This window comes from Micromonospora sp. NPDC005291, assembly GCF_040607415.1.
GTDB lineage: Bacteria > Actinomycetota > Actinomycetes > Mycobacteriales > Micromonosporaceae > Micromonospora.
On sequence record NZ_JBEXGR010000003.1, the window covers coordinates 155,491 to 174,029 of the forward strand.

Below are 18,539 nucleotides of genomic sequence, written 5' to 3' on the forward strand. Positions count from 1 at the left end.
ACGAGGACGACGTACGGGTCCGGCCCGGAAAGTCGTCGCGCCCGCGTACGCGCACCCGACCCCAGCACGCCGACGCCGTCGACGGCTTCGTCATCGCCGTCGACCGGGGCCGCTACACGTGCGTGCTGGCCGGCGCTGAGCGCGGCGTGGTCGGCGCCGAGCTGCCTACGGTCACCGCCATGCGGGCTCGTGAGCTGGGTCGCAAGTCGGTGGTGGTCGGTGACCGGGTCAGCCTGGTCGGGGACACGTCCGGCGCGGAGGGCGCCCTCGCCCGCATCGTCCGGATCGCCGAGCGTCGCTCGGTGCTGCGCCGCACCGCCGACGACGACGAGACCACCGCCGAAGGCCGGCTGGAGCGGGTGGTGGTGGCCAATGCCGACCAGTTGGTGATCGTCAGCGCGCTGGCCGACCCGCCGCCGCGTACCGGGTTCATCGACCGCTGCCTCGTGGCCGCGTACGACGCGGACGTCGAGCCGCTGCTCTGCCTCACCAAGGCCGACCTGGCCGGGCCGGAGGAGGTGCTGGGCTACTACACCGAGCTGGAGCTGCCGTACGTGCTCAACCGCCCCGACTCCGACCTGGGCGCGCTGCGGGCACTGCTCAGTGGCCGGGTCTCAGTGCTGGTCGGGCATTCCGGGGTGGGCAAGTCGACGCTGGTCAACCGCCTCGTCCCGGACGCCCTCCGCGCGGTCGGTGTGGTCAGCGCGATCGGCCGTGGCCGGCACACCTCCACCAGCGCGGTGGCGCTGCGGTTGCCACCGGTGCCGGGCGTCGACACCGACCCGGGCTGGATCATCGACACCCCCGGGATCCGCAGCTTCGGGCTGGCGCACGTCTCGGCCAACAGCCTGCTGCACGGCTTCCCGGACCTGGTCGAGGGCACCGTCGACTGCCCGCCCAACTGCCAGCACACAGCCGACGAGGCCGACTGCGGGCTGGACGCCTGGGTGGCGGCCGGCAAGGCCGACCCGCGCCGACTGGCCTCGTACCGCCGGTTGCTCGCCTCCCGCGCCGGCGAGGGTGACTCGCGCGGCGAGAGCGACCAGCGCGGGCCCGGCGAGGGTGACCGGCGCGGGCCCGACGAGTGAGCCGACGGGCGTCGGCTAGGTTGCCGGCATGACCGGGTACGCCGACGACCTCGCCCTTGCCCACCTGCTCGCCGACCGGGCCGACGCCATCGCCACAGCCCGGTTCCGCGCCCTCGACCTGCGGGTCGAGGCGAAGCCCGACCTGACCCCGGTCTCCGACGCGGACACCGCCGTGGAGCGGGAGATCCGCGCCCTGCTGGCGGAGCACCGTCCGGCCGACGGGCTGCTCGGTGAGGAGTACGGCGCGGAGCCGTCCACCGACCCGAACGGCCGCCGGTGGATCATCGACCCGATCGACGGCACGAAGAACTTCGTTCGCGGCGTGCCGGTCTGGGCCACTCTGATCGCGCTCTACGACGGCGACCGGCCGGCGGTCGGCGTGGTGTCCGCACCGGCGTTGGGGCGGCGCTGGTGGGCGAGCGCGGGCGCGGGCGCGTACGCCGGGCCGGGCCCCGCCGCCGGCGAGCGGATCGGGGTGTCCGCGGTGCGCCGGATCGAGGACGCCAGCTTCTGCTATTCGTCGTTGAACGGGTGGGAGCGCGCCGGGAGACTCGACGCGATGCTCGATCTCATGCGCGACAGTTGGCGCAGCCGCGCGTACGGCGACTTCTATGGCTACGTGCTGATGGCCGAGGGAGCACTGGACGTGATGGCCGAGCCGGAGTTGTCGCTGTGGGACGTGGCGGCGCTCGTGCCGATCATCACCGAGGCGGGTGGCACGGTCACGGATCTGTTCGGTCGACCGGCCCCGGCCGGTGCTCCGGGCACCGACAGCAGCGTGGTCGCCACCAACGGTGTGTTGCACGCCGACATCCTCGCCCGGCTCGATCGACCAGCCGAGCGCTGACCCCCGGCAACCTCTATCCTCGCGAGGTGGTCTCCTCCGGCTGGTGCTTTCTCGCGGCGATGATCGTCGCGTACGGCTTCGCCAACCTTCTCCAGTCGGTGGCCGCGGCCCGCATCACGGTCCACCACACCTTCGATCCGGGCCTGCTGCTGCGCCTCGCCGGGCACCGGACGTACCTGGTCGGCCTGGGCTGCCAGATCGGCGGCTTCGTGCTCGCCTTCCTGGCCCGGCGGGACCTGCCGCTGTTCCTCGTGCAGGCCAGCGTGGCCGCCGGGCTCGGGGTGACCGCCGTCCTCGGTGTGCTGGTGCTGAAGTGGCGGCTACCGGCGGCGGAGGTGGTGCTGCTGGCCCTGCTCTTCGCCGGGATCACCGCGCTGGTGCTGTCCGCCCGGCCGGCGCCGTCGCGGCAGCTCGGCACCGCTGGCTCGATCGCTCTGCTGGTGGCGCTCGGCGTCATCGGGGTGCTCGGCTTCTTCACCGTCCGGCTGCAAGGGGCACCTGGTTCGGTGGCCCTCGGCTCACTGGCCGGGTTGGCGTTCAGCTCAGCGGCGGTCGCCGCTCGGCCGCTGGCGTCCGCGCCGTCCGCCGAGGCGTTCCTCGCCGACCCGCTGTTCTACCTGCTGATCGCCCATTCGATCGTCGGTCAGCTGCTGCTCGGCCTGGCCATGCAGCGCGGCTCGACGACCGCCGCCGTCGCCGCGATGGACGCTGCCGGTGCGGTACCGGCCGCGATCGTCGGCCTGCTGCTGCTCAACGACAAGATCTGGCCGGGGCGGGAGTGGCTGGCCGCGGTCGGCTTCCTGGTCACCCTGGCCGCGGTGATCGGGCTGACCCGGTACGCCGAACCGCAGCAGCACCGCTCGGTGGCGCGCCGCCGCGACCGGGCCATGGTTGGCGCGGCGCGGCCCGGCTGACGACCGGGGCCGCGCCGCAGCCCGCTCAGGCCTCGACGGGCTTGCGGCGGCTCACCACCCGCTCGTAGAGGCGCTCCAGTGCGCCGGCGGTGCGCTCCCACGTGTAGCTGCTGCGGACCCGGTCCACCGCGGCGTGCCCGTACGCGAACCGGCCGGCGTTGTCGGCGAGCATCCGGCGCAGCGAGACGCCGAGCGCCCGCACGTCACCGGGGGGCACCAGCCGGCCGGTGACCTCGTCGACGACGGCGTCCGCCAGGCCGCCCATCGCGTAGCCGATCACTGGCACTCCGCAGGCCATCGCCTCCAGGGAGACCCGCCCGGCAGAGGAGTAGTGCGGCGTGCAGGCGACCACGTCCGCCGACCGGTACCAGGTGGCCATCTGATCGTGCGGCACCGCCCCGACGAGCCGCACCTGGTCGACGACACCGGCCTGTTCGGCCAGCTCGCGCAACCGTCGCGCCTCCGCGTGGTTGGCGAGCTGGTCGGCCGGCGGCCCCCCGGCGATCACCAGCTCGGCGTCACCGACCAGCCGCATCGCCCGGATCAGGTCCTCCTGGCCGTGCCCCGCGGCGAGCGAGCCCACCGAGAGGATGCGGGCACGCTGCTCGCGTGGTGCCGCCTCGCCGTCGGGGTGGAACTGCTCGATGTCCACCCCGGCCGGCACCAACGCGACCGAGCTGCGTTGCAGACCCATCCGGGTCAACTCGTCGACCTCGTCGTTCGACTGGGCCACGGCGATGTCCACCGCCCGGGTCAACGCACGTTCCAGCGTGATCCGCTCCCCCGGCCCGTCGTAGCGGCCACCCAGGTGACGCAACTGCTCGACGCCGAGCGAGTGGAACGTCTGCACCACCGGGATGTCGGTCTCCCGAACGGCGTGCGCGGCGGCCAGGCCACCGACCCAGTAGTGCCCGTGCACCACCTCGGGGCGCCAGGCGCCGGCCCACTCGTCGGCCAACCAGCGGCCAAACTCCGTCACGTACGGGATCAGCTCGGCGGTGGACAGTGGGGTGGGCGGGCCAGCGGGCACCTGGTACACCTGGTAGCCGTCGATGTCGACCGTCGCCGGCAGCCCGGGGTCGTCCCGGCGGTCGTAGAGCCGGACGTCATGGCCTCGATCGGCCAGCTCGGCGGCGACCCGCGCGATGTGCTGTCGGGTGCCGACCGGTGGGCCGTCGGCGTGGCGGTACGAACTGGCGTGCGCGCAGACGAGGCCGACGCGCATGGGTCACCTCCCTGCGATCTCATTCCTCGGCAGTGGTCCTCCCGGTCAGAGCGTCCCATTAACCTCGGGAGCCGGAGTCGAAACCTGGCAGATCGGGAAGAGTCCCCGCAGGTGCCGCCGACACTTGCGCCACGGCAACCACAGAGCACGGGCGCGGCCACACCACACGACAATTCCGGTGATGATCGACAACCATTCGCTGGTATGACCAGGCCTGGGCGGGGGTACCGCTCAGGAATGCCGCTGACCCGCACCCTCGACGATTCGACCGTGGTGATCACCGGCGCCTCCAGCGGGATCGGCACGGCGACCGCGTACGCACTGGCCCGCCGGGGCGCCGCCGTCGTGCTGGCCGCCCGCAGCGAGCCAGCCCTGGGACAGGTCGCACAGCGCTGCCGGGAGTTGGGCGGCCGGGCGCTGGTCGTTCCGACCGATGTGACAGACCTGGAGTCGGTGCAGCGGCTGGCCGACCGGGCGGCGGCCGAGTTCGACCGGATCGACGCCTGGGTGAACAACGCCGCGGTGAGCGCCGTGGGTCTGTTCGACGAGATCCCGGTCGCCGAGTTCCGCCGGGTGTTGGAGGTCAACCTGCTCGGGACGGTGCACGGCATCAAGGCGGCACTGCCGTACCTGAGCGCGGCCGGCGGCGGCGTGCTGATCAACAACGCCTCGGTGCTGGCCGAGGTGGCAATGCCTTACCAGTCCGCGTACAACGCCGCCAAGCACGGCATCCGAGGGCTGGCCGACACGGTCCGGCAGGAGCTGCGGGTCACCGGCCGCGGTCAGATCTCCGTCTGCACCGTGCTGCCGGCCACCATCGACACCCCGTTCTTCCGGCACGCGGCCAACCACAGCGGCCGGGAGTTGGTGCCACCGCCGCCGATCTACCCGCCGGAGGTGGTCGCCGAGACCATCGTCCGGCTGCTGCGCCGGCCGCGCCGCGAGGCGTACGCCGGCGGTGCCGCCCGGCTGTTCGGCCTGCAGTGGCGGCTGGCGCCCGCGCTGGTGGAACGCACCCTCGGCTGGTACGCCCACCGCACCCAGTTCGGTCCGGGCGCTCGGGTGGACAGCAGCGGCAACGTGTTCCACGCCGACGCCGAGGCGCGCCGGGACGGCGGCTGGCACGGTCGACGGCGCCAGTTGGTACGGATGACCGCCGCGTTCGGTCTCGCCGCCGCCGGCACCGCGGTCGGCACGATGGCGGCGATCAACCGCCGATCCCGGTTGGAGCGCTGATGACCGGCGTCGAGCGTCCGAATGCGCGAACGGTGACCGGAGCGCACAATGGGGCGATCATGTCGAGCTGTCTTGTGGAGATCGACGAGTCGTCGGTGGTGGTCCGGCTGACCGGTGTGCTCGATGCCGCCGGAGCTGAGGCGGTACGGGGAGCGCTGCTCGCCCGACTCTGCGACCGACCCGGCCCGGTGGTGGCCGACGTGAGCGGGCTGCGGGTCGCTGAGCCGGCTGGGTGGGGCGTCTTCGCCGAGGTTCGCCGGGAGGTCGCCGACTGGCCCGCCGCGGATCTGCTGCTGTGTGACCCGGTGGCCGGCAGGCCCGACCACGCGGACGGCGCGTTGGCCGGCGTGCCGGTCTGGCCCACCCTGGACGGCGCGCTGGCCGCAGTCGCGGCGGCGCCGCTGGCGGCGGTGCTCACCATCGATCTGGCCCCGACGGTGGGGGCCGCCCGGCAGGCCCGTGAGCTGGTCACCACCGGGTGCCAGCGCTGGGGCATGCCGACGCTCACCGACCCCGCGTGCATCGCGATCACCGAGATGGTCAACAACGTGGTGGCGCACGCCCGGACCCCGATGACGGTGCGGTTGGCTCCCCAGGACAGCACCCTGCACCTGGCGGTCCGCGACCACTCCCCGCGTCGGCCGGCGTTCGCCGGGGTGTCCCCGCCCACCCGGGCCGGCGGTCGGGGCCTGCTGCTGATCGACACGGTGGCCCGTCGCTGGGGCAGCAGCGCCGTACCGGACGGCAAGGTCGTCTGGTGCGTGCTGCACCCGGACGACGAGGCCGCCTTGTTCGGCTGAGACGGGCTTTTCGCCCCCGGTGCCGGTTTCGCCACGGCACGGGCGGCGGTGCTCCGGTTACGGCGGGAGGGCAACGGGTAGTGATCAGACATGCGCGACAACGAGTACCCGACCCCCGTGTCCGACACCGAGGCACAAGGGCTTCCCGACACCGCCGATGACGACTCGACCGCCAACGACGACGTGCTCACCGGGCGCGAGGCGGACGGCCCGGATCCGGCCCAGCTGCCCGGCGACCGTACGCCGGTCGCGGTGGACCGGTTCGGGACGACCGCCGAGGAGCAACTCGACGGCGAGTCGTTGGACTACAAACTCGGCCGAGAGGTCTACGAGCGCCCGGCGGACGACCCGCTGGCCGGAACGATCGACCCGAAGATCGCCTTCGAGGCGGACAACCTGGAAGCCGCGGCGGAGGCCCAGCTGGACGCCGACGTGATGGACCCGGGCCCCACCTCGGACCCGAACTCGCCGGTCTCCCTCTACGACCACGGTCAGCTCGGCACGGTGGCCGACGCCACGGTGGGCCGGCTGGTGGAACCGGACGAGGGGTCGCACACCGACCAGGAGACCGACTCGGTGGCGTACGACGCCGGATCGGCCGGGGGTGGGGCGACCGCCGAGGAGCTGGCCATCCACGAGACGGAGCCGCCGCGCTCGGTCTGACCCGGGTCAGTCGTCCAGGCCGCGTTCAATGGCGTACCGGGTCAGCTCGACCCGGTTGTGCAGTTGCAGCTTGCCCAGGGTGTTCTGCACGTGGTTCTGCACGGTGCGGTGCGACAGCCCGAGCCGCTGCGCGATCTGCTTGTACGACAGCCCCTTGGCCACCAGTCGCAGCACCTCCGTCTCCCGTTCGGTGAGCCGGGGCGTTGCGGGCTCCGCGCCGCCGCCCGGGTCGGTGTCCTGCCCCGGCCCGGCGGCCAGCCGGCGGTACTCGCCGAGGACGAGCCCGGCCAGGCCGGGGGTGAAGACCGCTTCGCCGGCCGAGGTGCGGCGGACCGCGTCGAGAAACTCGGCGGGCGCGGTCGACTTCACCAGGTAACCGGTGGCCCCCGCCTTGACGGCGTCCAGCACGCTCTGCTGTTCGCCGCTGGCGCTGAGCATCAGCACCCGCACGTCGGGCAGTGTCGCGCGCAGCCCCAGAATCACCTCGACGCCGGAGATGTCCGGTAGTTGCAGGTCGAGGACGACCACGTCGGGCCGGGCGGCGGCTGCCACCCGGATGGCCTGTCGTCCCTCGCCGCTGGTCGCCACCACCAGGAATCCGGCCTCGGTCAGGTCGCGGGCCACGCCCTCCCGCCACATCGGATGGTCGTCGACCACCATCACCCGTGTCGGGTTCACCGCTCCGCCCTCGGCACGGTCAGCTCGATCTCGGTGCCAGCATCGGGGGCCGACACGATCCGAACCGTCCCGCCCAGGTCGATCACCCGGCCCCGGATCGACTGGGTGACGCCGAACCGGCCCTGAGCGGCCGCCTCGGCCAGCCGGCCGTCCGGGATACCCGGTCCCTCGTCGCGGATCGACACGGTCACCGTCGCCCCCTCGTCCTCGATCAGCACCCAGGCCCGTCCGCCGGCGTGCCGCCCCACGTTGTCCAGGGCCGCGCCGGTCGCGGCGGCCAACTCCCCGGCCACCCGTCGAGGCAGCGGCACCGCGGTGGCCGGGGCGGAGAGCGACACCGCCGGCGAGGCGTACCGGCCGAGCAGGGTCCGCAGGTCCACCGCGGCGGCGTCGGGGCCATCCGGGATCACGGCGGCGGCCGGGCCGGCGCCGGCGATCAGTGCCCGCAACGCGGTCTCCTGCTCGCCGGCCAGCCGGGCCAGCTCGCCGGCCTCGCCGGGCAGGTCCGCGCCACGCCGCTGCACCAGCGCCAGCACCTGGAGCACCGAGTCGTGAATGCCCCGGGCCAGCCGCTCCCGCTCCCGGGTGGCGGCCTCCAACTCCACCGCGCGTTGCAGCCGTTCCTCGGCGGTCGCCGCGAGCCGAGCCACGTGCCCGACCACCAGACCGGCGAGCAGCATCAGGATCACGCCGGTGAACGAGGACTGGCCGACCCGCTCCCGGGTGGCCAGGTCCGCGCCAGCGACCAGCAGCGCGGCGACCGTGCCACGCCGACGGCCCCCGGAGACGGCCCAGGCCAGCACCGGGCCGGCCATCCAGGCCACCCCCATGGTGGGTACGCCGCTGGCCAGCGGTGCCCGACCGACGACCCACGGGGTGGCCGACACGACGACCAGCACCACCCCGAGGTCGGCCAGCAGCAGCGGCCAGCGCCGCCAGGCTGGCCGGGCGTATCCGATCGCGGTCGCCCCGGTCCAGGCCATCATCACCAGGATCAGGGCACCGACCGCGTACGGGTGGGCGTACCGGTCGGCGTCGCGCACCGCGAGCACGCAGACGTACGCCAGGGACGCCAGCCGGAAGACCGCGAGCGCACGCCACAGCGGCACCTCGAAACCACCCGGCGGCGACGACATGGCGGTCAGGATGCCACAGCCGGGCCAGCCGCGCGGTGGGCAGCGAGTGCGGTTCAGGAAACCCTGACGTACGGTGGAAAAGCCGCGAAATACTCCGTGATCCGCCGCCGGGACGGGCCCATGACGAACGCAGATCCGCACGCACCGCGTACGGTTGTGCCCATCGAACCTGCCCTCCTGATCGCCAAAGCCTTCGACCAGGCCCAGGTGACCGAAATTCGACACTCGGTCACCTCCTGTGCGCATGCCTTCGGGCTGGCCGGCCAACGGCTGGACGACTTCGTGCTCGCGATCAACGAGTTGATCACAAACGCCGTGCGGCACGGCGGCGGGCGCGGATGGCTGCGGCTCTGGCACGAGTCCGGTCTGCTGGTCTGTGAGGTCGCCGACCACGGGCACGGGATCAGCCCGCAACGACTGGGCGATCGCAGCCGGCCGGCGGCGGACACCGCCGGCGGCTGGGGCCTCTGGCTGGCCCGCGAGCTGACCGACGCCATGGAGGTCGTCACCGGCACCGCCGGCACCACCGTCCGCATCACCACCGGCCCCGTCAGCCGCAAACACACCCCGCGCTGACCCCCGGCCCCCGCGATCTTGCACTTGCTGCCCCGGCAAAACGACCAGAACAGCGCATTCCGGCGACCGAAACTGCAAGATCGCGGGGGTGCGGGGCGCGGGGGCGGGGTTACGCGAAGAGCGCGGAGACGGATTCTCCGTTGTGAATCCGGCGCATGGCTTCGGCCAGGGCGGGGGCCACCGACAGGACCTGCAATTTCGGAACCCGCTTGGCGGCCGGGATGGGCACCGTGTTGGTGCAGACGATCTCCAGGACGCCGTTCTGGTCGCTGAGCCGCTGCAACGCGTCGCCGGAGAAGAGGCCGTGCGTGCAGGCGAGCCGGATCGAGCGGACCTTCAGACCGCGCAGATGCTCCATCAGCTCGACGACCGTGCTGCCCTTGGCGATCTCGTCGTCCAGCACGATGACGTCCTTGTCGGCCACGTCGCCGATCACCGCGCTGATCTTGACCAGGTCGTCGCTGAACCGCTGCTTCGCCCCGGCTGCGACCGGCGTGCCGAGCAGCCGGGCGAAAGCCGCCGCCTCCTTGGCGTTGCCCAGGTCGGGCGAGACCACCACGGTGTTGCTGAGGTCGTAACGCCGGAAGTGGGTGGCCAGCTCACGCAGCGCGTGCAGGTGATCCACCGGGACGCTGAAGAAACCGTGCACCTGCGGCGAGTGCAGGGTCATCGCGAGCACCCGGTCCGCCCCGGCCGACGTGAGCAGATCGGCGACGAGCCGGGCGCCGATCGAGATCCGCGGCGCGTCCTTCTTGTCCGACCGGGCGTACGCGTAGTGCGGCAGCACCACAGTGATCCGGCCGGCGGACGCACCCCGGGCGGCGTCGATCATCAGCAGCAGCTCGACCAGGTGCTCCTGCACCGGCGGCACCAACGGCTGAATCAGGAAGACGTCCCGCTCGCGGCAGTTGGCCTGCAACTGCACTTCCAGGCAGTCGTTGGCGAACCGGGACACCCGCACCGGATGCAGCGGCACCCCCAGGTGGGCACAGATCTCGGCAGCCAGATCGGGATGGGCAGTTCCACTGAAAACGGCGATGTCGCGCACGTTCGCACATCGTAGGCGACGCCCAGGCCGGCGTGACGGCGGTCGCACCGGGTCGCCACGTTGGGTACGGTGCTGCGGTGACCCCCCAGTACGTCGCCGCCATCGACCAGGGCACCACCTCCTCGCGGTGCATCGTCTTCGACCGGGCCGGGGAGATCGTCGCCGTGGCCCAGCGCGAGCACCGGCAGATCTTTCCCCGGCCCGGCTGGGTGGAGCACGACGCCGAGGAGATCTGGGACAACGTCCAGCAGGTGGTCTCCGAGGCGCTGCGGGCCGCCGGCACCGACGCCGCCGGGCTGGCCGCCGTCGGCATCACCAACCAGCGGGAGACCACCCTCGTCTGGGACCGGGCCACCGGCCGCCCGGTGGCCAACGCCATCGTCTGGCAGGACACCCGGACCGGGCCGCTGCTGCGCGAGCTGGCTTCGGCGTACGGCGAGGAGCTGTTCCGGGCCCGCACCGGCCTGCCGCTGGCCACCTACTTCGCCGGGCCGAAGCTGCGTTGGCTGCTGGACGAGGTCGACGGCCTGCGCGAACGCGCCGAGCGCGGCGAGGTGCTCTTCGGCACCATGGACAGCTGGCTGATCTGGAAGCTGACGGGCGAGCACGTCACCGACGTGACCAACGCCAGCCGGACCATGCTCATGGACCTCACGACCCTCGACTGGGCCCCGGATCTGCTGGACGCGATGGGCGTCCCGCCGGCGATGCTGCCGGAGATCCGCTGCTCCGCAGAGGTGTACGGCCACGGCACCGGCGTCCTCGCCGGGGTGCCGGTGGCCAGCGCGCTCGGCGACCAGCAGGCCGCCCTGTTCGGGCAGACCTGCTTCCAGCCGGGCGAGGCGAAGTGCACCTACGGCACCGGCAGCTTCCTGCTGCTCAACACCGGAGCCAGCCCGGTCCCGTCGACGCACGGCCTGCTCACCACGGTCGCCTACCAGATCAAGGGCCAACCCCCGGCGTACGCCCTGGAGGGCGCGATCGCGGTCACCGGCTCGCTGGTGCAGTGGCTGCGGGACAACCTCGGGCTCATCTCCACCGCCGCCGAGGTGGAGGAGTTGGCCCGCACCGTGGACGACAACGGTGGCTGTTACGTGGTGCCAGCGTTCTCCGGGCTCTTCGCCCCGCACTGGCGCAGCGACGCGCGCGGCGTGATCGCCGGCCTGACCGGATACATCACCAAGGGGCACCTGGCGCGGGCGGTGCTGGAGGCGTCGGCGTGGCAGACACGCGAGGTGGTCGACGCGATGAACGCCGACTCCGACGTGGCGCTGCGCCGGCTGCGGGTGGACGGCGGGATGACCGCCAACGGGCTGCTCATGCAGTTCCTCGCCGACGTGCTCGACGTGCCCGTGGTCCGCTCCCGGATCACCGAGACCACCTGCCTGGGCGCCGCGTACGCGGCCGGTCTGGCGGTCGGCTTCTGGCCGGACCTGGCCACCCTGCGGGCGCAGTGGCGTTCCGACGCGCAGTGGGAGCCAGCCATGGATCCGGGGCTGCGCGATCGGGAGCTGGGCCAGTGGCGCAAGGCCGTGCAGCGCACCCTCGACTGGGTGGAGTGATCGCCGGCCGGGCGGTCACTCCCAGCGGTTGCCGGTGAGCTTCTCGTAGACGTCGATGTAGCGGGCCCGGGTCGCCTCGACCACCTCGGCCGGCATGTCCGGGGCCGGGCCCTGCTTGTCCCAACCGCTGCCGGTGGCCCAGTCCCGCACGTACTGCTTGTCGTAGGAGAACTGCACACGGCCCGGCTGGTACGACTCGGCCGGCCAGAACCGCGACGAGTCGGAGGTGAGCAGCTCGTCGGCGAGGACCAGGGTCCCGTCCGGTGCCCAGCCCAGCTCGATCTTGGTGTCGGCGACCAGGATGCCCCGGTCGGCGGCCAACTCGGCACCGCGGCGGTAGATGTCGATGGTGATCTGCCGCAGTCGCTCGGCGGTGGCCTGACCCACCTTGTCGACCACGTCGTCGAACGTGATCGGCTCGTCGTGCTCGCCCATCGGCGCCTTGCTCGACGGCGTGAAGATCGGCTCGGGCAGGATCGACGCCTCACCGAGCCCTCGGGGCAGTGCTACGCCGGACACAGCGCCGGTCTGCTCGTACTCCCGCAGGCCGCCACCGGTGAGGTAACCGCGAGCGACGCACTCCACCGGGACCATGTCCAGCCGCTGGCAGCGGATCGCCCGTCCGGCGAACTCAGCGGGCACATCGGTGGCCGAGATGACGTGGTTCGGCACCAGGTCGGCGAGCTGCTCGAACCACCAGAGCGAGAGCGCGGTGAGCAGACGACCCTTGTCCGGGATCGGCGTCGGCAGCGCCACGTCATAGATCGAGATGCGGTCCGAGGCGACCAGAATCAGGTCATCACCGTCGGCGTAGACGTCCCGAACCTTGCCCGAATGCAGAAGTTCCACGCGCCCTAGTACACCACGCGGCATCGGAAGGCCCGATTCGACCACCCACGCCGGGGTGACCAGACGGACGTTGACACCTTCGTGCGCTGGCTGCGTGAATGGTCCGACCGCCACCCCCGCAGGTCCAGGAGACCCCCGTGCCCGTTGTTCGACCCCCGATCGACCGCCTCGGCGCCGACCCGGGCCGGCGCCGACTGCTCACCGCGCTGCTCGGTGCACCCCTGCTCGCGTCCGGTGGGTTGGCCGGATGCAGCGACGGCGCCGCCACCTCGACCCAGGACGGGCCGGTGGAGCTGTCGGTCTTCTGGTGGGGCGGCACCAAGCGGGCCGAGCTCACCGAGAAGGTGCTGCGGCTCTACTCGGAGCGCAACCCCCGGGTCACCTTCCGGGTCACCTGGCAGGGAGCCGACGGCTACTACGACCGGCTGGCCACCCAGGCGGCCGGTGGGAACGTAGCGGACCTGATCCAGATCGACGACGCCATGCTGACCGAGTACACCCAGCGCCAGATCATCCTCGATCTCACCGACCATGTCGCCGACCATCGCCTGGATCTGCGGGGCCTGCCCGAGGGCCTGATCCGCTACGGCACGGTGGAGGGGCGGACGATGGCGGTGGCCGGCGGGCAGACCCACGCGTGCGTGGTCTTCAACCGGGACCTGCTGCAGGAGCTGCGGGTGCCCGAGCCACGCGGTGGGATGACCTGGACCGAGTACATCTCCTGGGCGGAACAGGTCACCGAGGCCAGCGACGGTCAGGTGGCCGGCACCATGGACGCGTCCAGCGACTACCGGGCGCTCTGGCTGTGGCTGCGGTCGCAGGGCGGCGAGTTCTACCGGGGCAACCAGATCGGTTTCGGCGCGGACGAGCTGATCGCGTGGTTCGAGCTGTGGCAGCGGGCGCGCAGCGGGCGGGCCACACCGGGTGCGGCGCTGGTCGAGCAGGCCGACAGCGGGGAGCCGGCCCGGCAACTGGTGGTCACCGGGTTGACCGCCGCGTCCTTCGCCTGGTCACACCAGCTACCGGAGCTGCAGCGTCTCACCAAGGCCGAGTTGGGCGTGGTCGGCTTTCCGGGGCCGTCCGGCGCGCAGTGGGCGCGGGCGTCGATGTACTGGGCAGCATTCCGTGGCACCCGCCACCCCGAGACCGTCATCGACGTGATCAACTTTCTGACCACGAACGGCGAGGCCGGCACCGTCCTCGGCCACGAACGTGGCCTGAACGCCAGTCTCGCCGTCCGCCGTTACACCGAGGGCAGCATCACCGACCCGGCTCAGCGACGCGCCGCCGCGTTCGGTGCCTCCATGGTCGACCAGCTCGGGCCGGCCCCGGCACCCCCGCCGAAGGGGCACGCCAAGGTGCGCACCCTGCTGGTCGCCGCCGCGGAGAGCATCCGCGTCAAGCGAGCCGGCACCCGAGCGGCCACCTCGCGTTTCCTCGCCCAGGCCAACGCCGCTTTGGCGGAGTGACGACCGGGGGCCCGCCCACGGCATGCCGCCGCCGGCCGGCCCACCGAGCCGGGTTGCCGGGTCAGCGGGGCGGGCCGCCCCGGCGGCTGCGAGTCAGGCGCAGCACCAGGTACACGATTACCGCGACCACCACCAGGCAGCAGAGCAGGCCGAAGACCCCGAAGCCGCCACGGGATCGCCGCCGGGCGGCCTCCACCACGAGCTCGCCGGTACCCGTGGACGCCCACGCCGCGACGGGCACGAAGACCGCCAGTACGACCGCACCAAAGACCGCGCTGAGGCGGCCCCACCACTTACCGAATGAAGACATGTGCCCATCCTCGCCGAAGGGCGCAACCTGGGCACGTCGGTCCACGCCGAATCATGGAATCGAGATCTTCCAGGCGCACATCAATGGCGCGATGCCCTCAGTGGACGTCAAGCGCGCAGGGCGCCACGGGCTCCGTGCGCATCGCCACCGAGGGCGGGGACACCTATGTGTACCGCGCGTGGCAGCGGCATCAAACAAGTCCGGCCCCCACAGTGTGGGGGCCGGACTTGTTTGCACTTCCAGTTGTAGCGGGGACAGGATTTGAACCTGCGACCTCTGGGTTATGAGCCCAGCGAGCTACCGAGCTGCTCCACCCCGCGTCGACTGGTTAAGACTAACCCATCCCGTCCGGCGATGATCAGCGGGGTCGCCGACCGCTGCGAACGCCCGTACCCAGGCACGGGCCGCCCCGTTTAACCAGCCGAGCAGAGTCCGGGACCTGCACGATCCACGCCGACCAGCCTTCCCCCTGGAGCACGCTCTTGCCCGCAACGAGCTGGCGGCAGCCGGGCCTGGTCGAGGCATCACTACCACCGCAACACGCAAGAGCCCGTCTCCTGCAGGAGACGGGCTCTAAGCTGGTGTTTCTGTTGTAGCGGGGACAGGATTTGAACCTGCGACCTCTGGGTTATGAGCCCAGCGAGCTACCGAGCTGCTCCACCCCGCGTCGGCTCGATAACCGTAGCGCACCACCCCCGCCCCCCGCAAAACGACAGTCGAATCCGCCGGATCGCGGCCCTGCCTCCTGAGGTCAGCCGAGCCAGGCCTTGATGGCGGCGACCGCGCGGCGGCTGTCCGCGTCGACCTGTGTCCGCTCGCTGGAGGTGTTCTACCCAGCCTGTCTCCCAGAGGACGGTCACCACATCGCCGACCCGAATCGCCCGGATCAGCCGGCGCCGGATGCGCCGACAGTCGCCCCCACTGCCGCCAGGCGCGGGCGTACGCCTCGTCCGGCAGACAGCGGAGCCCTCGGCGTCCGGACCAGGTGCGGTCCGACGACGAGGGCTCCGAGCTGAACTCCCGGCGGTGGCGGGTCAGCCGCCAGCGCTCGGGCTGCCGCTCGGCGTCGGGCCACCGCTGGGCGTACCGCCCGGGTTGGCCTGCTGCGCCTGCTGGAACGCGGTGAGCGCCTCATCCAGCGCCTTGAGCGCCCGACCGTACCGCTCGAAGTCGCCGGACGCCTGCGCGGCCCGGACCTCGGTGATCGCGGTCTGCACCCGGTCCGCGGCGGTGGCCAGTTCACCGGTCGGCGGCGGGTTCCCGGTGCCGGCGCTCGGCGTCGGCGTCGCCGGGGTCGGGGTCGGGGTCGGGGTCGGGGTCGTCGGGTTCGTCGGGTTGCCCCCGGTGGTCGGGGGCGGCGACGTGCCCTGCCCGGCCCGCTTACCCTGCTCGACCAGCTGCTTGATGCCGTCGTTGATGTTGTCGGCGAGCGCCACGAAGGAGCCACCGTCACCGTAGGAGAGCAGCACCTTCTGCAGCAGCGGGTACGCGTCCTGCTGGTTGCTCTTCACGTAGACCGGCTCGACGTAGAGCATGCCGTCGGCGAAGGGCAGCGAGAGCAGGTTGCCGTACTGCACCTGCGCCTGATTACTGGAGAGCAGGTTCAGCTGCTGGCGGATGTTGGCGTTGTTGGTCATCTGCTGGTGCACCTGCACCGGGCCGGAGATCCGGGTCTGATCCGGCAACTCCAGCACCTCCAGCCGGGGCTGCCCATCGACGTACGACCCGGAGATCAGCGCGGCGAGGTTCTGCCGGCCGTTCGGCGTGACCGCCGAGGTGAGCTGGAACCGAGGGCTCTCCTGCCCGGGGAACTGGGTGAACAGGTAGTACGGAGGCTGCTTCTGGCCGCTGTCCGGGGCGTCCGGCACGTTGGGCACCTGCCAGAAGTCCTGTGCGGAGTAGAAGTCGCCCGGGTTGGTGACGTGGAACTTGGTGAGCAGGTTGCGCTGCACCTTGAACATGTCCGCCGGGTAGCGGAGGTGCTCGCTCAGCTCGACCGGGATGTCCGCCTTCGGCAGCACCAGGTCACCGCCGAACGCCTTGTTCCACGCCTTGAGCACCGGGTCGGTGTCGTCGTACTCGTAGAGCTTCACCGTGCCGTCGTACGCGTCGACGGTGGCCTTCACCGAGTTACGCATGTAGTTGACGTTCTCCCGGGCCAGCTGGAAGGTGCCCCGGTTGGTCAGCTCGTCGGTGGTCTCGGTCTGCAGGTTGACCCGCTCCGCGTACGGGTAGGTGGCCGCCGTGGTGTAGCCGTCGACGATCCACTGCACCCGACCATCGACCACTGCCGGATACGGGTCGCCGTCCAGGGTGAGGAACGGCGCGACCTTCTCCACGCGGTCCCGCGGGTTACGCACGTAGAGCAGCTTGGAGTCCTTGTTGACCGCCTCGGAGAGCAGGAAGTTCGACTCCTGCTCCTTGATGGCGTACAGCAGCCGCCGGGCGAAGGAGCCGATCTCCACGCCGCCCTCACCGGTGTAGGTGTAGGACTCGCCGCCACCCTCACCGACCGGCCGGTCGAACTCGGCCTTCCTGTTCGGGTCGGCCTGACCGACGATCGCGTAGTCGTCGGCCGCCATCCGCTCGCCGTAGTAGATGCGCGGCTGCTTGGCCGGGATCTGCTCGGTCTGCGAGGAGCACGCCTCCTGGGCCTTCTCGCCGAGGAAGCCGGAGACGAAGAAGGGCTGCCCGCCGCAGACCACCTGGTTGGCCGGGGCGGCGACCAGCCCGAAGCCGTGGGTGTAGACGGTGTGCCGGTTGATCCAGGTGTTCTGCTGGTCGGTCAGCTCGCCGTAGTTGATCTCCCGGACGCCGACCACGTAGTCGGAGACATTCCCGTTCACCCCGTACCGGTCGATGTCCAGCTTCGGGCCGAAGTCGTAGAAGCCGCGCACCTGTTGGAGCTGGGTGTACGTCTCGCTGACCAACTGCGGGTCGAGCAGCCGCACGTTCGACACCACGGAGGTGTCGGTGGCCAGGTTCGCCGGCGGAGTGAGGTTGCTCGCCGCGTACGGGGTGGTCTCGGTGGCCGCCAGCCCGAACGCCGCCCGGGTCGCGTCGATGCTGCGCTGGATGTACGGCGCCTCCTTGTCCTTGGCGCTCGGCTTGACCTCGAAGGTCTGCACCGCCCAGGGGTAGATGCCGCCGATGGCCACCGCGGAAACGCCGAGCAGGGCCAGCGAGATGCCCGGCCAGACCAGGTTCCGCATCCAGGCGTTGGAGAACACGATGATCGCGATCGCCACCACGATCGAGATGTAGGCCAGGATCTCCTTCGCCGGCAGCAGCGCGTTGACGTCGGCGTAGCCGGCGCCGTACAACTTGGCGCCCTCGTTGTACTCCAGCAGCATCGCCCGGCGGTCCAGCACGTACGCGACTGCCTTGAGCAGCACGAAGACGGCGATCAGGCTGCTCAGGTGGGCACGGGCGGCGTTGCTCATCCGGTCCCCGACGCCCTGGAGGCGAACGCCGCCGAACAGGTAGTGCACCGCCAGCGCACCGATCACGGCCAGCACCACGGCGGTGAAGGCGACCCCGAGCAGGTACCGCCAGAACGGCAGTTGGAAAACGTAGAAGCCGATGTCCACCCCGAACTCCGGGTCCTTGATCCCGAAGTCGCCGCCGTTGCGGAAGAGCAGCCACTGATTCCACCGGCTCTGCGCGGAGAGACCGGCGAAGAGCCCGATCACGGCGGCGGTCAGCGCGATCCAGGTGCCGAGGCGCGGGCTGAGCACCATCCGGTAGCGCTCCAGGGTCGCCTGCTCCACCGAGTGCGGACGCAGACGCGGGCGCAGCCGATGGGCCAGCCACAGGTTGCCGCCGACGATCACCGCCATGCCGAGACCGACGGCGAGGAAGAGCAACACTCGGGTGAGCAGCACACCGGTGAAGACCTCGGTGTAGCGGACCTCGTCGAACCAGAGCCAGTCCGTCCACGCCTGGACACCCCACCCGAGCAGGGTGAAGAGCACGAACACCCCGACCAGCACGGCGATGGTGACGCGTCCGCGCCGGCTCATCCTCGGAAGGGGGCTGCTGCTACGCATGACCACTGTTGGCTCCGCACGCTCGATATGATCGGCTCCGACCAGGCACCCAGAGTACGGGGTGTTCCTGAACGTGTCGGGGCACGGTC

16 protein-coding genes and 2 tRNA genes are annotated in these 18,539 nt (G+C 71.6%); 9 read left to right on the forward strand and 9 right to left on the reverse strand.

The genetic code is table 11. From position 1 onward, the window contains the following. Positions 1-92: 92 nt before the first annotated feature. The 3 genes from rsgA to ABZT18_RS05160 are packed head-to-tail and all read left to right on the forward strand — an operon-like array spanning position 93 to position 2,849. Entirely contained in the window at positions 93-1,088 is a 996-nt protein-coding gene (gene rsgA / locus ABZT18_RS05150) for a ribosome small subunit-dependent GTPase A (RefSeq protein WP_354995412.1), read from the forward strand. A 28-nt stretch (positions 1,089-1,116) separates the two neighbouring features. Further along, a complete protein-coding gene (hisN, locus tag ABZT18_RS05155; protein WP_354995357.1) occupies positions 1,117-1,935 on the forward strand; it encodes a histidinol-phosphatase in 819 nt (272 codons plus the stop codon). Between the two features lie 59 nt (positions 1,936-1,994). Further along, a complete protein-coding gene (locus ABZT18_RS05160; protein ID WP_354995413.1) occupies positions 1,995-2,849 on the forward strand; it encodes a hypothetical protein in 855 nt (284 codons plus the stop codon). A gap of 25 nt (positions 2,850-2,874) precedes the next feature. Here ABZT18_RS05160 and ABZT18_RS05165 read toward each other — a convergent pair whose 3' ends face one another. After that, positions 2,875-4,074: a glycosyltransferase gene (locus tag ABZT18_RS05165; RefSeq protein WP_354995358.1), complete on the reverse strand. Its 1,200-nt coding sequence runs from the start codon at positions 4,072-4,074 to the stop codon at positions 2,875-2,877. A gap of 204 nt (positions 4,075-4,278) precedes the next feature. Between ABZT18_RS05165 and ABZT18_RS05170 the strand changes: the two genes are divergently transcribed. From ABZT18_RS05170 to ABZT18_RS05180, 3 genes are all read left to right on the forward strand, one after another. Further along, entirely contained in the window at positions 4,279-5,310 is a 1,032-nt protein-coding gene (locus tag ABZT18_RS05170; protein ID WP_355250472.1) for an SDR family oxidoreductase, read from the forward strand. Positions 5,311-5,369: 59 nt separating this feature from the next. Beyond that, positions 5,370-6,110 carry an ATP-binding protein gene (locus ABZT18_RS05175; protein WP_355250475.1) on the forward strand — a complete coding sequence of 247 codons (741 nt, stop codon included), beginning with the start codon at positions 5,370-5,372 and terminating at the stop codon, positions 6,108-6,110. 90 nt (positions 6,111-6,200) lie between these two features. Continuing rightward, entirely contained in the window at positions 6,201-6,773 is a 573-nt protein-coding gene (locus tag ABZT18_RS05180; RefSeq protein ID WP_088987777.1) for a DUF5709 domain-containing protein, read from the forward strand. 6 nt (positions 6,774-6,779) lie between these two features. Here ABZT18_RS05180 and ABZT18_RS05185 read toward each other — a convergent pair whose 3' ends face one another. Further along, positions 6,780-7,433, reverse strand: coding sequence for a response regulator transcription factor (locus tag ABZT18_RS05185; protein WP_354995414.1), 654 nt, complete (start codon positions 7,431-7,433; stop codon positions 6,780-6,782). Positions 7,434-7,447: 14 nt separating this feature from the next. Then, a complete protein-coding gene (locus tag ABZT18_RS05190; protein ID WP_355250478.1) occupies positions 7,448-8,587 on the reverse strand; it encodes a DUF5931 domain-containing protein in 1,140 nt (379 codons plus the stop codon). A gap of 120 nt (positions 8,588-8,707) precedes the next feature. Here ABZT18_RS05190 and ABZT18_RS05195 point away from each other — a divergent pair, with 120 nt between their 5' ends. Then, positions 8,708-9,163: an ATP-binding protein gene (locus ABZT18_RS05195; RefSeq protein ID WP_355250481.1), complete on the forward strand. Its 456-nt coding sequence runs from the start codon at positions 8,708-8,710 to the stop codon at positions 9,161-9,163. A 109-nt stretch (positions 9,164-9,272) separates the two neighbouring features. Here the strand turns inward: ABZT18_RS05195 and ABZT18_RS05200 are convergent, their stop codons facing one another. Further along, positions 9,273-10,211, reverse strand: a complete 939-nt coding sequence (locus ABZT18_RS05200; protein ID WP_354995363.1) for a ribose-phosphate pyrophosphokinase — start codon at positions 10,209-10,211, stop codon at positions 9,273-9,275. Positions 10,212-10,288: 77 nt separating this feature from the next. Here ABZT18_RS05200 and glpK point away from each other — a divergent pair, with 77 nt between their 5' ends. Then, positions 10,289-11,773 (forward strand): glycerol kinase GlpK, encoded by a 1,485-nt coding sequence (glpK, locus tag ABZT18_RS05205; RefSeq protein WP_354995364.1) that lies wholly within the window; start codon positions 10,289-10,291, stop codon positions 11,771-11,773. Positions 11,774-11,788: 15 nt separating this feature from the next. On the opposite strand, the gene ABZT18_RS05210 is transcribed toward glpK, so the two are convergent. Further along, positions 11,789-12,622, reverse strand: a complete 834-nt coding sequence (locus ABZT18_RS05210) for a phosphoribosylaminoimidazolesuccinocarboxamide synthase (RefSeq protein ID WP_354995365.1) — start codon at positions 12,620-12,622, stop codon at positions 11,789-11,791. A 137-nt stretch (positions 12,623-12,759) separates the two neighbouring features. On the opposite strand from ABZT18_RS05210, the gene ABZT18_RS05215 reads away from it, so the two are divergent. Beyond that, a complete protein-coding gene (locus tag ABZT18_RS05215; RefSeq protein ID WP_354995366.1) occupies positions 12,760-14,091 on the forward strand; it encodes an extracellular solute-binding protein in 1,332 nt (443 codons plus the stop codon). A gap of 61 nt (positions 14,092-14,152) precedes the next feature. Here ABZT18_RS05215 and ABZT18_RS05220 read toward each other — a convergent pair whose 3' ends face one another. The 4 genes from ABZT18_RS05220 to ABZT18_RS05235 all read right to left on the reverse strand — a co-directional run bounded on the left by ABZT18_RS05220 (position 14,153) and on the right by ABZT18_RS05235 (position 18,450). After that, positions 14,153-14,401, reverse strand: coding sequence for a hypothetical protein (locus ABZT18_RS05220; RefSeq protein ID WP_354995367.1), 249 nt, complete (start codon positions 14,399-14,401; stop codon positions 14,153-14,155). Between the two features lie 246 nt (positions 14,402-14,647). Next, positions 14,648-14,721, reverse strand: a tRNA-Met gene (locus ABZT18_RS05225). Between the two features lie 273 nt (positions 14,722-14,994). Then, positions 14,995-15,068: transfer RNA gene (locus tag ABZT18_RS05230), tRNA-Met, on the reverse strand. Between the two features lie 367 nt (positions 15,069-15,435). Further along, the gene (locus ABZT18_RS05235; protein ID WP_355250484.1) at positions 15,436-18,450 is read right to left on the reverse strand and encodes a UPF0182 family protein; all 3,015 of its coding nucleotides are present in this window, start codon (positions 18,448-18,450) and stop codon (positions 15,436-15,438) included. Positions 18,451-18,539 lie beyond the last annotated feature (89 nt).

Coding starts and splice junctions, on each gene's coding strand:
- hisN (WP_354995357.1), top strand. CDS start 1,117: ATGACCGGGTACGCCGACGACCTCGCCCTTGCCCACCTGCTCGCCGAC.
- ABZT18_RS05160 (WP_354995413.1), top strand. CDS start 1,995: ATGATCGTCGCGTACGGCTTCGCCAACCTTCTCCAGTCGGTGGCCGCG.
- ABZT18_RS05165 (WP_354995358.1), bottom strand. CDS start 4,074: ATGCGCGTCGGCCTCGTCTGCGCGCACGCCAGTTCGTACCGCCACGCC.
- ABZT18_RS05170 (WP_355250472.1), top strand. CDS start 4,279: ATGACCAGGCCTGGGCGGGGGTACCGCTCAGGAATGCCGCTGACCCGC.
- ABZT18_RS05175 (WP_355250475.1), top strand. CDS start 5,370: ATGTCGAGCTGTCTTGTGGAGATCGACGAGTCGTCGGTGGTGGTCCGG.
- ABZT18_RS05180 (WP_088987777.1), top strand. CDS start 6,201: ATGCGCGACAACGAGTACCCGACCCCCGTGTCCGACACCGAGGCACAA.
- ABZT18_RS05185 (WP_354995414.1), bottom strand. CDS start 7,433: ATGGTGGTCGACGACCATCCGATGTGGCGGGAGGGCGTGGCCCGCGAC.
- ABZT18_RS05190 (WP_355250478.1), bottom strand. CDS start 8,587: ATGTCGTCGCCGCCGGGTGGTTTCGAGGTGCCGCTGTGGCGTGCGCTC.
- ABZT18_RS05195 (WP_355250481.1), top strand. CDS start 8,708: ATGACGAACGCAGATCCGCACGCACCGCGTACGGTTGTGCCCATCGAA.
- ABZT18_RS05220 (WP_354995367.1), bottom strand. CDS start 14,401: ATGTCTTCATTCGGTAAGTGGTGGGGCCGCCTCAGCGCGGTCTTTGGT.
- ABZT18_RS05235 (WP_355250484.1), bottom strand. CDS start 18,450: ATGCGTAGCAGCAGCCCCCTTCCGAGGATGAGCCGGCGCGGACGCGTC.